Below are 14,555 nucleotides of genomic sequence, written 5' to 3'. Positions count from 1 at the left end.
TTAAGCTTAGGACTAGCCAAAAACTCGCTAGTATAGTGTCTTTTATCTATAGCAACAATTATTCATTTATCAATTTTTGTTTAATATCCTCTAATGCCATATAGAAACAAGGCACGATGATCAAAATAATCGCACTGGCAACGACAATGCCAAACCCTAACGCTATCGCCATTGGTATAAGTTGAGCCGCTTGCATTGATTTTTCCATGATGATTGGTGTTAAGCCACCAAATGTGGTCAAGGTCGTTAATGCGATCGGTCGAAAACGTCGGACACTGGCTTCACTAATGGCTTGCAAAGCGCTCTTATCTTCACGATGCTTATTGGCATAGTCGACCATAATTAAAGCACCATTTACGACAACACCGGATAAGGCAACTGTCCCCATTAGGCTGACGAGTGATAAGTCGTAACCAAGCAGCAAATGCCCGATAACAACCCCGATGACACCAAATGGGATAGCTATCATTACAATTAAAGGTTGGCTATAGCTTCGAAACGCCACTGCAAGTAAGGCATAAATAATGAACATCGCCATGGTGAAGCCGGCCCAAAGCACTTGGGTCGACTCTCTCATTTCCGCTTCTTTTCCACGAAAACCCCAGGTTAAACCAGGGAACTCTTGTCGCAGCATTGGCAGAATTTGCGCTTTCATTGCCGTTGACACCTGAGTTAGCGCGTTTTGTGGTTCTACATCCATCCCAACATTAATGACACGCAAACCATTGCGCCTGCTGAGAGAGCTAAAAGATTCTTCAAGTGTCGCTTCGGCGACATCATGTAGTGGCACCTCGATCCCTTGGGGGCTTTTTAGTACCAAATTTTCAAGGGTATGATGTTGTTGTCGCTCACTTAACGGAAGTTTTACTCTAACTTCTACTTCATTGGTACCGCGTAGCTGGCGGATAGCAATTGCGCCATAAAAGGCATTACGCACTTGGCGCCCCACTTCTTGCGGAGTAAAACCGAGCAATTCTCCCTCTGGCCTCAAGGTAAAGCTGTATTGCTGTTTGCCCTTGTTATAGTTGTCATTCACATTACGTGTTGCGGTAAATTGTTGCATTTCTTCTTTAAAGCGTTGGCTCGCTCTCACTAGCATGTCGTGATCTTGGTGGCTAAGGTCAACACTGATATCATCTCGCCAACCTCCTGGCCCCCGCTCTGCTTCAAAGGTGATTTGGTCGACACCGGGAATATCGCCTATTTCTTTATGCCACAGCGCAATCATCTGTGCTGCCGTCATGTCGCGTTCATCGGGAGGCAACATCACAATTTCTACGTCAATAAAGCTTTTACCACGAACATTGGTTTTGATACCTTCCGCGGCTAAATGTAGATCATGTTTCTCAAACATTTCATGGGTCGCGTTGGTTATTTGATTGGCGACACGCGCAGCTTGCTCACGGGTAGTACCGACAGGTAGCCTCACGCCGGCTTCAATTTCATCCGCTGCAACTCTTGGCATGGTAATAATCCCCATGTGGCCACTTACGCCATAGGCGCCTGCAATTAATAACAGCGACATGGCAATGGTGATGGTGATATATCGATAATGTAAACAACGATTGATGAACGGTCGATAATAGCTATCAATCATTTGCTTGAAACCATTCGCGACTTTGTTTTGCTTCTGGTGGATAGCCTCGCTGACACTCGACTCTCGTTTAGCTTTGTGAGCAAGGTGCGCTGGTAATATAAATAGCGCCTCAATAAGAGATAATAACAACACTAAAATAACCACGACGGGAAAGGGCCACCAAAACTTTCCGGTGGTACCGGGAATGAATAAAATCGGAATAAAAGCGACGATAGTGGTTAAAATGGTAAAGGTGACCGGAATCGCAATATCTTGGGCACCTTTTATTGCTGCGGATAAATAGTCCATTCCTTTTTGACGATACTCATAAATGTTCTCACCGACAACAATGGCATCGTCTACGACAATACCAAGTACCACTAAAAAGGCGAACATTGAAATCATGTTGATGCTGACACCGGCAAAAGGAATAAATAAAACACCGCCGATAAAAGAAATGGTCATGCCCATCATGATCCAAAACGCTAAACGGTATTCTAAAAATATCGCTAATATAGCCAGAACAATAATGATGGCAGCGCCGCCGTTGTTAAGTAGCAGCATTAGGCGATCTTCAAAATTCTCAGCATCATTGTTGTCGACTCGATACTGGACGCCTGCTGGTAGGGTGGTATCAAGTTCTTTTAACACTCGTTCAACGGCTTCTGCAATCACCAAAGGAGATTGATCGCCAACGCGATAAATATTGACTTCAGCTGAGGGAAAACGATTAAACTGCGAGTGAAAGCCAGCTTCTTCAAAGCCATCATAGACGTTGGCGATATCACCTAAGGTTATTATTGCTCCCGTGCTGTCTCTCACGATTGGGATCTGCTGGAATTCTTGTGCCCATTGTTTGCGCTCGTTCAGGCGCAATAATATCTCACCGCGACTGGTATCAATCGCGCCGGCGGGGACGTCTTGCCCAGCGCTACGGATCAGATTCGCAACATCACTTAAGGTGATGTTGTAACGTCTTAGTTGTACTTGCGACAGTTCAACATGAATAACATAACTTGGCATATTGCCAAAGGTTACTTGGGTGATTTCTGGTTCGGAAAGCAGTCGGTCGCGCAATTGTTCAATGAGTTGGCGCAAGGTCGCAATATCGACATCACCGTACAGGCCAACTTCCATCACTTCTTGTTGTTGATCACGGATATTTACTTCAGGGTCTTCTGCATCAATAGGAAACGTGCGAATTCGATTTACTGCCTGATCAATTTCTTGAAATGCTTTCATACGGTCAGTACCTGCAACCAATTCTACACTGACATTGCCTGATCCTTCTCGTGCACGAGCGCTGAGCTCTTTAATGCCTTGTACCGAGCGAACGGCATCTTCAATCGGTTGTAAAATACCTTGCTCTACTTCTGCGGGTGAAGAGCCGGGATAGGCAACGCTAATGTCAATGATGTCCATTTCGAAGGCGGGAAACACTTCCTTTTTAACGGTGAATGCGGTGTAAATACCGCCAACCAATAAAATCATCATCAACAAATTGGCAGCCACTGGGTTGCGAGCCATCCATGCAATAGGGCCATGCTCTAAGGGGTTAACTGTACTACTTTTCATCGTCAACTTGCCCCGCGACTCTCAAACTTAGCCCTTCTTTTACGCGTGAAAGATCAGTAGTTACGATGTTATCGCTAACCTTTAAGCTATCTTTGACATAAACAAATTCTTGGTCGCGAAAAACAATATTTAATGGCCGAATGGCTAATTTTCCATCTTCCATTAGCCAGATTGTCTCGTTTTTTCTTAGCCACTGTCGTTCGATTTTTGCAACTTGATTTAGCGCTATTGTCGGAATATCCACCGAGACATAAGCACCTAATGTTAGTTTGGGCTTTTTGGTTTGTTCAATATCAAGTGGATCATCTACACTGATGAGCACTTTAGCCATTCGGCTTGTATCATCAACCAGAGGCAACAAGCTGATTAGCTTCCCCATTCGTGATTGCCCATTTCGCCATGCAAGGCGGTCTGTCACATTAACCTCGATATTTGATTCTTGAGCAATGGAAATGGCGGAGAGTTTTTCTGTCGGGATAGCAGCTTCAATCCAGTATTGGTCGACACCAACTAATTGTGCAATGGCATCTCCTTTAGAAACGTGCGAGCCGAGCGAAACCAGTTTACGTTGAATGTAAGCGTCAAATGGCGCGGATAAAGCAGTTCTTTCAAGTTCAAGCTTTGCCTGTGCTAATTGTAACTCAGCTTCTTGAACGTTAGCTCTTGCTTGTTTGAGTTGTGGCTCTCTGAGCATTAGGGCGCGTGAAGAAGCGGGAAGATCTTGCTCTAAATCGGTATAGATTTTTTTAGCAACCTCTTGTTCGCCCAACTCTATTTGTAGCGCAGCATTCGCTTTTATCACTTGGTTTTCTCGTTGTTGCAATTGCAACTGGTAATCAGATTTTTCTATTTGAGCTAAGGTTTCTCCTTGCTGGATAAATTGGCCAGGAACAAATTGCTCAGATATTTGCTTGATCTTGCCGCTGACTTGACTAGTAAGCGCTATCGACTGCGCCGGTACAACGACTCCCATCGCATTAATTTTTGGCACAAAATCACCGATCGTGACGGGTATCACTTCCACTAGCATTGCGCTTCGCTTTGTTGCGGTTTCTTTGGTGGGCTCGGGTTCAGTGGAGAAAATAAGTAAGATAAACCCAGCGGTAATCATTAGAATGATGAGACATAAAATGAGGGTTTTCAATAATGTTGGACGATTAATCGATTCTTCCGTCATAGATGCCTTCCAAAGCTTGTCGAATTACTGTGAAGTATACGAGAGTTTGTTAGATTTAGTTCAAATCTGCGAATAAGTGTATCTTCATCATTTATTTGCAGCTCATAGTAGCGAAAAAATTGACTATATTTCAAACAACAAAGTTGTTATGATTAACGAACCAAACGTTGTGAAGTAAGTAGGTAAACGTTATGCAAAAAAATGTCAATAAAACCATTAATACTGTTGAAACGGACCTTGAACAACGACGTAAGTTTTTGGAAAAATTTGGAAAATTAGCGGTGATTACGCCAGTTGCCTTAACGGCACTAATGAGCCCTAGTACTTCAGCCGCGCCAAAAAGTTGTAAAAACGGTGGGAGTAACGGTAAAGGTTGTCGTTAATCAGTTAACCAATTTACGTTAAATTATTAGGTTGTTTATGGCGTTAACTCGGCTTGCGCTTAACCATTCTTATTTGACTCTGTATGTAGAAAACGAGCAAGCACTTGTTTTTCACAAAATTAAACAATCACTTTTTCACTTACCTCCTGTGTCAGTCAGTTTATTATTGGTATTAGATGAAGGAAAAAGTGAACAGGAAGCAATCGCTCAGGTTGCCGACATTAGTGGGATGGCTTCACAGCAATTAGTTCACTATTACCAAGACATCATTCCGCTATTTGATGAGCGGCGAGAAGATGTTACTTATCTCGATGGGCGCTATCCAGAACTCAGTCATACAAAACTTAACAAAACTAAAGCCCCAGCCCAAAGTATTACTGTCGAACTCGGGCAGGCGTCATTTGCGATTAACACCAACAACGATTCGCTCGCATTGGAAATAACGCAGCTTTTTGAACCCTGTCGTAAAACGTTGAGTGAAGTTGACTTTATTATAGATATTCACCATCAAGAAACAGCTCAAGGCGAGCATTATAATTTGCGATGTAATCAGTTGAATATTGATACTGTCCCCCATCAAGATTTTGTCATGCCACTGATAATTGATCATATGCAGGTGCTTTGTTTTCAAAAAAGTGATTATTTGTATTGTTTTCATGGCGCGGCTTTGCAGCATCAAGATGGTGATCTTTTATTGCCAGGTAAGTCCGGTGTCGGCAAGTCTACTTTGGCGGCACTGTTGGTTAAGCAAGGCTATTGTTTATATTCTGACGAGATGATTGCGCTAGATAAAGGGTTTAATGTTAAAGTTTTACCGCTACCTATGGCAATAAAATCAGGCAGCTGGTTACATATGGCAGAACTCTTCCCAGAGATCAAGCAGGCCAAATGTTGGCGACGATTAGACGGGCGTAAACTTAAATATCTTTGGCCTCCCTCATTTTCTTGCGACGAAAACGCACAGGAAAAGGCAGGGCAAACAAAAATGTTAGTTAGCCCTAACTATGATGCAGCAGTTGAAAAAAGCTTAATTGAACCACTGTCGATTATCGACTCGTTGAGTCTACTGTCTGATGGAGGATATCAACTTGGTGTTGAACTCACACAGGATGTGTTAGAGCATCTTATTGATTTTCTCGCATCAATTCGTCGAGAGAAGGTGTACTATGGCAACAATACGCAAATTTTACCTTGGCTATCGTCATTATGGCAATAAACCAAAAGAGTGTTTTGCAATCAGACGAAAAAATCAAAGCTAACACCTTTGCCGAACTGAGTTTTTGGTTATCAAAAGAAAACCTTGATAAGTCCCCGAGATTAGCTGAACTAACGCAAGAAAAAAACTACCTTCCTTTAATCGCTCTAGCCAATAATTTTTGGCTGACCGGGGCGCTCATCGCTCAATTTAAGAGTGACAAGCTATGGCAGTACTTACCAGAGCAATTACATGAATACTTAACTTACATTGAGCAAATTTATCAACAACGTGCTTTAGCAATCAAACAAGAAGTCATTGATGTTTGCGAGCTGCTTAGTCAACATGGTATCGCTCACCTGTTATTAAAGGGTGCGGCGCAATTGTTTAATGGTGTTGCTACGCCAATCACTAGTCGTTATATGGTTGATATTGATATACTTATCCCGCTAAACCAATTAGCTCAAGCTATTAACGTACTAAAAGCCCAAGGTTATCAGGAGCGTACAGAGCGTTTCGATGTATTACCTTTAAATCATCATCATGCACCGCCGCTAATTCGCCCAAACGGAGCATGTTATATCGAACTCCATGTCGATGGGCTTAAGCATCAAGTAAACGAGGTATTGTCTACAGCGGCGATGTGGCAAGAGTGCCAAGAGTTGTCGCTTGATAATGGGCTTGAAAGCAAGCAATTAAGTGCTAATCATCAAGTGATTATGGCAATAGCTCACAGTGAAATCTCAGATCAACATTATCAACATAATACCTTGGACTTACGTCAAGTTTATAATGTTTATCGGATGGTCAAATACTATGATACGGCGATAGACTGGCAAATCGTCAACAGGGCATTTTCTCTTAGCAATCAGACGCCGGCGTTGACAAACTTTCTTTATCAGTTAGGTTATTTTTTTGATACAGAAATTCCAATAGCATTGGAAAATAAACAACTTGCCGAACAATTTATCGAACGCGGAATAACTAAATATGTAAAAACTCAAGGACGAATGACTGCTATGCATTATTTTCAAGCGCTGCTGCGAAGCTATGATGGCCAAAACCTACTGAGGTTATATGGGAAGGTTGGCTTATTTCCGGTCATAAGGGCACGATTTCTTCACCTTAGGCGTCATCTAATGATGTTGTGGTCTCAAATTACCGGTAAGTAAAGTGTTATGTAACTGCTTTGTTACTAATGCTTGTGTTCTAAATCAAAATCGGGTGCAATGCCAATATGATCGTGGTTACTTTATAAACGGAAAGTTAATAGTGCTTCAAATGCTGTTTAAAATTTGTGGTTTTGCTTTTGCGCTAAGTGCGGCATTTAGTTGCCATGGCAGTGATCCGTTTAATGTTAAAGAAGGCAATGAACTGACCTTAGGTGTGCGTGCAGAATATGGGGTCGATGATAATCTACTTTATTCTGATGAAAATAAACTGCAAGAAAGTTTTTTGAAAGTCGTGCCAACTGCCAATATACAGACACAGTTTGAGCAACACCTGATACAACTCAACGCGTCAACAGAGCATGTGCGTTATCAAGATGACAGTGATAATAATCACAGTAATGTCAGCGTTGAGCCGAGTTATCAATATCGATTTAGTGCTAAACAAGGTATATACGTACAAGGCAAGTATAATGATATGTTTCAAGCGCGAGGCACTGGACTTACGTTAGGAGAGCCTTTGTCGGTAGAGGTTGGTGATAATAAGGTGTCAAGTGGCATAGAAAGTGGCTATTTTTATGGGCAAAAATCTTCGACAGCTAAACTTAAAGTCGCCTTTGGCTATGAGCAAGAGCGCTATCAAACACGTCGATACCTTACACGAGTATTCGACAGTGAGAGTACTTTTATCAACCCTAGTTTTGATTACTTGGTTGGAGGTGGCTCTTATTTTGCATCAGATATTACACTTGAACGCATTGAATTTAAGAATAATCCATTACAAAACAGAGACAAGTATGTCGGTTTAATGGGGTTTAAGTGGCAATCAACCAATATTACTGATGTTGCCATTTTGGTGGGCTATCAAGAGATTCAATTTAAAGATTCGATTTTGGCCAATGATAGCGCATTTAAGTGGCGTATAAATGTTAACTGGAACCCATTAGAAGATGTAAAGTTAAGATTAAGTTCCGAGCGAGACTTTGCTTTAGCGAGTCGATTACAAGATAGTTACCGGTTAGTTGACAACCATCGATTAGCATTAAGTAAGAAATGGAATGATTATGTCAATCTCTTGGCAGAACTCAGCTTTAGTCAAGAGGAAATTATCGCTTCAACGTTCAATGAAAAAGAAGACTATTTAGGTGCTATTATAGAAGTACAATATTTGCGTAATCATTGGTTGTCGTTTTATTTGCGCTATCAGTTGGAAATACTTGCGGCAAGCGGTGAGCGTTATGATTATCACAAGAATAGCCTTTTGTTGGGAATAAATGTTACACTCTGATCAATATTGAGTAAAAAATATGCAGTTATTAGCAGTTTTTATTATTGTTTTCTCGAGTTTTAGTGCTTGGTCAGCCAACTATAAGTTGGGTGCTGGTGATCAGATAGAGATCAACGTTTATGGCGAACCGGACTTAACAACAAAAGTAAAAATTGATAAAGCAGGCATTATAAGCTTTCCATTTTTGGATGATATTCAAGTGATAGGTCAAACAACAAAATCACTTGAACAGCATATTCGAAAAGGTTTGCTTGGCGATTACCTAATCGACCCACAAGTGACGGTAACCATAGTAACTTATCGCCCATTTTTTATTCACGGCGAGGTAAAAAAGCCGGGAGGCTACCCCTATCAGGATGATTTAACACTAGACAAAGCCATTGCATTAGCAGGCGGTTTAGCAAGCAGAGCATCAACGACTGATTGGAAGATTACTCGCGAAGTTGATGGCTCTACAATAACGATACAAGCGACGGTTGCAACGTTAATTCAACCTGATGATATTATTAAGATAGAGCAAAGTTTCTTTTGAACCAGCAAGATAACCAAAATTTGATGCAAGATGAAGTGGCCTTAAAAGAGATTTTAAGCCCGCTTTGGTCACGTCGTTGGAAAATTATCTTTTTCACCCTAGTGGTGACGTTTGCTGTTGGATTTTATGTGTCTCTGTTAAAGCCTTCTTATCAGGCAACCGCTATTATGCAAATAGGGATGAATAAGCCATCGAATACCCTATCAATAAATGATGCTTTTAATGAGTCATTAGCCAGCTATGAACAGGTGCAAACACAATACGAATTGCTGCGCTCACGCAAATTTGCTGAGCGGGTCGTATCAAGTTTAAATTTGACTGCCCATGAAGAGTTTAATACCGGAAAATATAACGATAAAATCCCTTTTCTTGCTAAGCGTGGTACGTCGGAAGTTCGTCCTTCAATAGAGCAAGTTGTTCCAGCCTTTCGTAGTCGACTTAAGATATCGCCGATTGCTGGTACTGAATTAGTCAAAATTTCCTTTGTCGCTTATTCACCCGAACTGGCGATGCAAGTTGCTAATCAGATAGGTATTACTTACCTGCAATATCAAGATGAAATTCATAGCGAATCTAAAGAGTCAACTTCACAATGGTTAGTTGATCAGCTTGAAGAGTTAGGTAAGAAACTAGAAGCTTCAGAGCTGGCTTTACAGAATTATCGCGAGACTGAGGGCATTGTTGATATTCGAGGGGTTTCAGGTTTAGTGAGCGCGGAATTAACTGAGTTAACATCCTCTGCGCTTGTGTTGTCTAAGCAGGCGGATGAGTTAGCGGTTACTTATCAGTACATTCAAGCCAATAAGGATAACTTTTCAGCACTTACTGAATTAGAACAAATCGCCAACCAACCGACCTATTTGCAGTTGAAAAGATCAGAAGAGCAAGTGGAACGACGTTTTAATGAACTGTCAAAACGCTATGGCCCAAAACACCCGAAATTAATTGCTGCTCGTTCGGAGTTGGAATCGGTTCAAGAACGTATTAGAGAACACGTTGATAACTTAGTCGTGTCACTGGAAAAAAGCTATTTTAATAGCCAAGAAAAAGTCAAAGCTACTGAACGTCGCCTAGAGAAATCAAAGCAGGATTATTTGCGGTTAAGTCGCCTTGAGAATAAGTTTTCTCAATTAGAAAGAGAAGTAGAAACCAATAAAGAGCTTTACAGTAATTATTTGATGCGTTTGAAAGAAACCGATGCGATGGGGAATTATAAATCTAACTTTTATGTCAGGTTTATCGATAAAGCACTGACACCCAAAGGTCAAATAGCGCCGAATAAAACCTTATATGTCACCTTAGCCTTCATATTATCTGGTGCTTTTATTTCAATAATTGTCATTATGCGTGAATTATTAATGGATACATTAAACTCGCGTCGTAAGTTAGATAACTTTAATGAAGCCCCAATTTTAGCTGTGTTACCTAAGTTTAAAAATGTTACCACGACATCTGACGGTGAAGAAACCTATCATAACGATGGTCGCTTTGTTGAAGCAGTTCGTTCACTGCGCACGGCCTTGCTTTTTAGTGGCGAAAAAGAAGCTCCAAAGGTTATTGCCATCACATCTTCTTTACCTAACGAGGGGAAATCGACGGTTGCTTTAGAGTTGGCACGTTCATACAGCGAAATGGAAAAAGTGCTATTGATTGAAGGTGATATGCGCCACCCAACGCTATACAAGCGTTTAGGGTTGGAACCCAATCGCCCAGGGCTATCCAATTTACTTGCTAAAACACATCAAATTAATGAGTGCATTACCCGCGATAAGCATATTAAGCTCGATATACTAACTTCTGGCGTATCTCCTGCAAATCCATTGGCATTTTTATCGATGAAACGTTTTAAAATGCTATTAAATGTATTTGGTAACTTTTATGATCGGATAATTATTGAAACACCACCGGTTAATGCGGTTAGTGATGCAATGATTATCGCTAGACATGTTGATAGTTTGCTCTATATCGTTCATGGTGGCAGAACAAAACGCGAGCAAATTATTTCAGGCCTACGCAGTTTAAGACAAGTCAACGCGCCGATAGAAGGTGTCATTGTTAATCATAGTGAAAATATCGATAGCCAACGTTATCAGGGTAAGTATTACCCCGATAAAGGCAATATTATCAAGATGCCGGTCCGCAAACAGGGGTAAATCAATGACCTCATTAGTCTCTGATATCGCCTGTCAGTGAAATGTGTTTATAATAAGTAAAAATCCCAATTTGATCGTTAATGAAGTCTCTACACCAATATTCTTTAAAACATCTCAATAGTTTCGGCTATGATGCGGTTGCGCCAACAATATATTTCCCAAAGTCAGTGGATGATCTCAAGCTATTAGTTAGCCAGCTGCCGGCCAATTTCTATATCCTAGGAGAAGGTAGTAATACCTTATTTACCGAAGATACCGCGCCATGCATTATTAAACCTGAATTTAATGGCATCTCAGTTGAAGAAGACGACCATACCTATATCTTGTCGGTAGGCTGCAGTGAAAACTGGCACCAATTGGTTAGTTATTGCATTCAACAAGGGTATCGAGGGTTAGAAAATTTAGCATTAATACCTGGTAGTGTTGGCGCTGCACCGATTCAAAATATTGGCGCTTACGGGGTTGAAATAGCCGATGTGCTTGACAGTGTCACCTGGTTTAGCTTTGATGATTTACAAACGAAAACCCTCACCAATCAAGAGTGTCAGTTTGCCTATCGAGATAGTATTTTTAAACATCAGTTAAAAGATAAAGGTATTATTGTTGAGGTTAAGATAAAACTGAGTAAAGCGTGGCACGCCAAAAAAACGTATGCAGGGCTTGACCAGTTGCCAGAGGATGTCAGTGCTGAGCAGATATTTAATCAGGTTATTAAGATCCGTTCGGCTAAGTTACCCGATCCGAAAGTTATTCCCAATGCCGGTAGTTTTTTTAAAAATCCAGTTGTTGAACAAGCACAATTTCAAATATTGCATCAACAATATCCAGATATGCCATTCTATCCACAATCATCAGGTCAAGTTAAGCTTGCGGCCGGTTGGCTGATTGAGCAAGCTGGCTTTAAGGGCCTAGTAAAAAATGGCGTGGGTGTACACGATAAACAAGCGTTGGTATTAGTCAATCATGGCAGTGACAATGGTTATGCGATATTTTTACTAGCACAAGAAATTAGTCAGCAGGTGTTTAGGTTATTTAACGTTCGTCTCACACCAGAAGTGAGAATGGTTGATCATAGTGGCTATATTGCTTTTGAGGCAGCACGTGGCTAATTTAATCAAAGCGCAAATTATCAATGAACTGGCTAGTGGTGCGTTTGTTTCAGGGCAACAGTTGGGAGAGCAACTTGGAATCAGTCGAGCTGCTATATCCAAACATATCTCAACGCTTGCCGATATGGGGCTGGATGTTTTTAGTGTTACAGGTAAAGGCTATCGGTTGGCTCAGCCAATAGCACTTATCGATAAAATCAAAGTGCTCAGTCAATTAAATCGCAGTGCCTTAGCCAGTAAAGTTGAACTTCATACGATTATCGACTCAACCAACAATTACTTATTACGGAAATTACCTAGCAACATCAAACAAGCACAAGTTTGCATTGCTGAGTATCAAAGTGCCGGTCGCGGTCGACGCGGTAAACAATGGATGTCGCCTTTTGGTTCACATCTTTATATGTCAATGTATTGGTATTTAGAGCAGGGCATGTCAGCTGCAATGGGGTTAAGCGTGGTTGCGGCCATAGCGATTAGTGATGCAATAAAGCAATGTTATGGAATTGACGTGGAATTGAAATGGCCAAATGACATTTACATCGACGGTAAAAAGCTGGCTGGGATTCTGATTGATTTGGAAGGGCAAGCACTAGAGCCTTGTCACTGTGTGATCGGTTTAGGTGTTAATGTGGCGATGCCAAATGAAGCGGGGAAACACATTGACCAGCCTTGGACCGATTTACAAAGCCATTGCAAACAACCAGTTGATCGCAGCGAGCTTGCTGGCGTGATCATTAATACGCTTACCCTAAGGTTACGTGAGCATCAAGAGCAAGGGATTAATGCCATGCTTGAAACATGGCACCAACGTGATAGATTTTTAAACAAGCCAGTTAGGTTAATCTCTGGAGAGAAAATAACCGAAGGTATCTGCCGTGGTATTAATAATCAAGGTGCTCTATTGCTAGAGTGTCAGGGTGAAATTAAACCGATATATGGCGGCGAAGTGAGTTTAAGAGGTAACTAATGCAAATTTTATTAGATATCGGTAACACTCGTAGTAAATATCTGTCTGTTATTTTAGAGCAACGTAGTGCAATTAATGTTTGCTTAACGTTAGATATAACCCCTGAGTGGCTAACGCACAACTTTAGTCAGGCTGAGCAAATAATTATTGCAAGTGTCGGATCCGAAAAACTGTCTGAAATGATAAGAGATTGGTGCCAGCAACATAATATTGGCTTTAGGTTATTAACAACAGAAGCTCAACGATTTGGTATTCAATGTGCCTATCAGGAGCCAGAGAAACTTGGCGTTGATCGTTGGTTGGTTATTCTTGCCGCGGCTCAGTTATATCCTCAGCAGCATTGTATAATCGTTGATGCAGGTACCGCTACCACCATTGATGTTGTCGATAGTTCCGGTCTGCATCGAGGTGGTTGGATATTGCCGGGCATTGATTTATTACAAAATGCGTTAGTGACGCAAACACAACGCATTGACGCTCAACCGTTGGAAAAGGCCAGCGTCGAGTTAGGTAAAAATACTCATGAGTGTGTCAATCATGGTGCTTGGGTGGCAACAACGGCGACGATTGAGTACTTGATTGACCAACTTAACACAAACCAAACGGCAGTTAACCTTATCCTAACGGGTGGCAACGCTGATCAATTAAGTCGGTTTATCCAACAGCCATATAGCCTAGTAGATGATTTAATCTTTATCGGAATGCAACGATTTATCAGCGAACAGCGCTAAAATTTCGGTGTTTTTGGGTAAAAAAGCGACAAACAATCAAAAACCCCGTTTTTTTTACAATTTGCTCTTGCAAGGGGCAAAACATTACACTAGAATTCGCTCCACTTAATGTAGTGCCGACTTAGCTCAGTTGGTAGAGCAACTGACTTGTAATCAGTAGGTCGCCAGTTCGATTCCGGCAGTCGGCACCATTAATACTCTGTATACAGAGATATAAAAATTATGGAGGGGTTCCCGAGTGGCCAAAGGGATCAGACTGTAAATCTGACGGCTCAGCCTTCGGTGGTTCGAATCCACCTCCCTCCACCATTTTTATACGGAGATATATGGTAGAAAAATGCGGACGTCGTATAGTGGTAATACCTTAGCCTTCCAAGCTAAAGCTGCGGGTTCGATTCCCGCCGTCCGCTCCATCTTTGTTGTTGTGCTGATATGGCTCAGTTGGTAGAGCGCACCCTTGGTAAGGGTGAGGTCGGCAGTTCAAATCTGCCTATCAGCACCATCCTTCAATATTCTATCCTGTACTCATTTAAATAATTTAATTTTGTTAATCTACCTAGAGGTATTTTAAAGTGGCTAAAGAAAAATTTGAACGTTCGAAACCGCATGTAAACGTTGGTACAATCGGACACGTTGACCACGGTAAAACTACGTTAACAGCTGCTATCTCAGCAGTATTAACAAAAACTCACGGTGGTGA

General features: G+C 41.5%; 12 protein-coding genes and 4 tRNA genes. 14 read left to right on the top strand and 2 right to left on the bottom strand.

From position 1 onward, the window contains the following. Positions 1-58: 58 nt before the first annotated feature. Both ACSLUH_RS17965 and ACSLUH_RS17960 read right to left on the bottom strand, forming a co-directional pair. Positions 59-3,151, bottom strand: a complete 3,093-nt coding sequence (locus ACSLUH_RS17965) for an efflux RND transporter permease subunit (RefSeq protein ID WP_448569575.1) — start codon at positions 3,149-3,151, stop codon at positions 59-61. Beyond that, complete coding sequence (locus tag ACSLUH_RS17960; protein WP_448569573.1) at positions 3,141-4,328, bottom strand: efflux RND transporter periplasmic adaptor subunit; 1,188 nt, start codon at positions 4,326-4,328, stop codon at positions 3,141-3,143. Before ACSLUH_RS17960 ends, ACSLUH_RS17965 begins: the two co-directional genes overlap by 11 nt. A 191-nt stretch (positions 4,329-4,519) precedes the next feature. Between ACSLUH_RS17960 and ACSLUH_RS17955 the strand changes: the two genes are divergently transcribed. The 14 genes from ACSLUH_RS17955 to ACSLUH_RS17890 form a co-directional block, all read left to right on the top strand. Then, entirely contained in the window at positions 4,520-4,711 is a 192-nt protein-coding gene (locus ACSLUH_RS17955) for a hypothetical protein (protein WP_448569571.1), read from the top strand. A 37-nt stretch (positions 4,712-4,748) separates the two neighbouring features. Further along, entirely contained in the window at positions 4,749-5,927 is a 1,179-nt protein-coding gene (locus ACSLUH_RS17950; RefSeq protein ID WP_448569569.1) for a hypothetical protein, read from the top strand. After that, positions 5,918-7,078 carry a nucleotidyltransferase family protein gene (locus ACSLUH_RS17945; protein WP_448569567.1) on the top strand — a complete coding sequence of 387 codons (1,161 nt, stop codon included), beginning with the start codon at positions 5,918-5,920 and terminating at the stop codon, positions 7,076-7,078. Before ACSLUH_RS17950 ends, ACSLUH_RS17945 begins: the two co-directional genes overlap by 10 nt. Positions 7,079-7,187: 109 nt before the next feature. Further along, a complete protein-coding gene (locus ACSLUH_RS17940; RefSeq protein ID WP_448569565.1) occupies positions 7,188-8,363 on the top strand; it encodes an outer membrane beta-barrel protein in 1,176 nt (391 codons plus the stop codon). 19 nt (positions 8,364-8,382) lie between these two features. After that, positions 8,383-8,895, top strand: coding sequence for a polysaccharide biosynthesis/export family protein (locus ACSLUH_RS17935; protein WP_448569563.1), 513 nt, complete (start codon positions 8,383-8,385; stop codon positions 8,893-8,895). Then, positions 8,892-11,048, top strand: a complete 2,157-nt coding sequence (locus tag ACSLUH_RS17930) for a GumC family protein (protein ID WP_448569561.1) — start codon at positions 8,892-8,894, stop codon at positions 11,046-11,048. The genes ACSLUH_RS17935 and ACSLUH_RS17930 overlap by 4 nt, the downstream gene beginning before the upstream one ends. 80 nt (positions 11,049-11,128) lie before the next feature. Continuing rightward, positions 11,129-12,157 (top strand): UDP-N-acetylmuramate dehydrogenase, encoded by a 1,029-nt coding sequence (gene murB, locus ACSLUH_RS17925; protein ID WP_448569559.1) that lies wholly within the window; start codon positions 11,129-11,131, stop codon positions 12,155-12,157. Continuing rightward, the gene (birA, locus tag ACSLUH_RS17920) at positions 12,150-13,124 is read left to right on the top strand and encodes a bifunctional biotin--[acetyl-CoA-carboxylase] ligase/biotin operon repressor BirA (RefSeq protein WP_448569557.1); all 975 of its coding nucleotides are present in this window, start codon (positions 12,150-12,152) and stop codon (positions 13,122-13,124) included. The genes murB and birA overlap by 8 nt, the downstream gene beginning before the upstream one ends. Then, positions 13,124-13,855: a type III pantothenate kinase gene (locus ACSLUH_RS17915; RefSeq protein WP_448569555.1), complete on the top strand. Its 732-nt coding sequence runs from the start codon at positions 13,124-13,126 to the stop codon at positions 13,853-13,855. Before birA ends, ACSLUH_RS17915 begins: the two co-directional genes overlap by 1 nt. Before the next feature lie 115 nt (positions 13,856-13,970). Further along, positions 13,971-14,046, top strand: a tRNA-Thr gene (locus ACSLUH_RS17910). 33 nt (positions 14,047-14,079) lie between these two features. Next, a tRNA-Tyr gene (locus ACSLUH_RS17905) sits at positions 14,080-14,164 on the top strand. A 30-nt stretch (positions 14,165-14,194) separates the two neighbouring features. Next, positions 14,195-14,268, top strand: a tRNA-Gly gene (locus ACSLUH_RS17900). A gap of 13 nt (positions 14,269-14,281) precedes the next feature. After that, positions 14,282-14,357 (top strand) — tRNA-Thr (locus ACSLUH_RS17895). Positions 14,358-14,427: 70 nt separating this feature from the next. Next, positions 14,428-14,555, top strand: a 128-nt coding sequence (locus ACSLUH_RS17890) for a GTP-binding protein (protein ID WP_281561731.1), incomplete at its 3' end; no start/stop codon positions are given.

The sequence above is a fragment of the Thalassotalea ganghwensis genome (genome assembly GCF_053485795.1).
Note: the sequence above shows the minus strand (reverse complement) of the source record. Positions and strands in the feature narration are given on the sequence as shown.

Excerpts from the sequence above, each read along its gene's own strand:
- ACSLUH_RS17965 (WP_448569575.1), bottom strand. The coding sequence starts at position 3,151 with ATGAAAAGTAGTACAGTTAACCCCTTAGAGCATGGCCCTATTGCATGG.
- ACSLUH_RS17960 (WP_448569573.1), bottom strand. The coding sequence starts at position 4,328 with ATGACGGAAGAATCGATTAATCGTCCAACATTATTGAAAACCCTCATT.
- ACSLUH_RS17955 (WP_448569571.1), top strand. The coding sequence starts at position 4,520 with ATGCAAAAAAATGTCAATAAAACCATTAATACTGTTGAAACGGACCTT.
- ACSLUH_RS17950 (WP_448569569.1), top strand. The coding sequence starts at position 4,749 with ATGGCGTTAACTCGGCTTGCGCTTAACCATTCTTATTTGACTCTGTAT.
- ACSLUH_RS17945 (WP_448569567.1), top strand. The coding sequence starts at position 5,918 with ATGGCAATAAACCAAAAGAGTGTTTTGCAATCAGACGAAAAAATCAAA.
- ACSLUH_RS17940 (WP_448569565.1), top strand. The coding sequence starts at position 7,188 with ATGCTGTTTAAAATTTGTGGTTTTGCTTTTGCGCTAAGTGCGGCATTT.
- ACSLUH_RS17935 (WP_448569563.1), top strand. The coding sequence starts at position 8,383 with ATGCAGTTATTAGCAGTTTTTATTATTGTTTTCTCGAGTTTTAGTGCT.
- murB (WP_448569559.1), top strand. The coding sequence starts at position 11,129 with ATGAAGTCTCTACACCAATATTCTTTAAAACATCTCAATAGTTTCGGC.
- ACSLUH_RS17915 (WP_448569555.1), top strand. The coding sequence starts at position 13,124 with ATGCAAATTTTATTAGATATCGGTAACACTCGTAGTAAATATCTGTCT.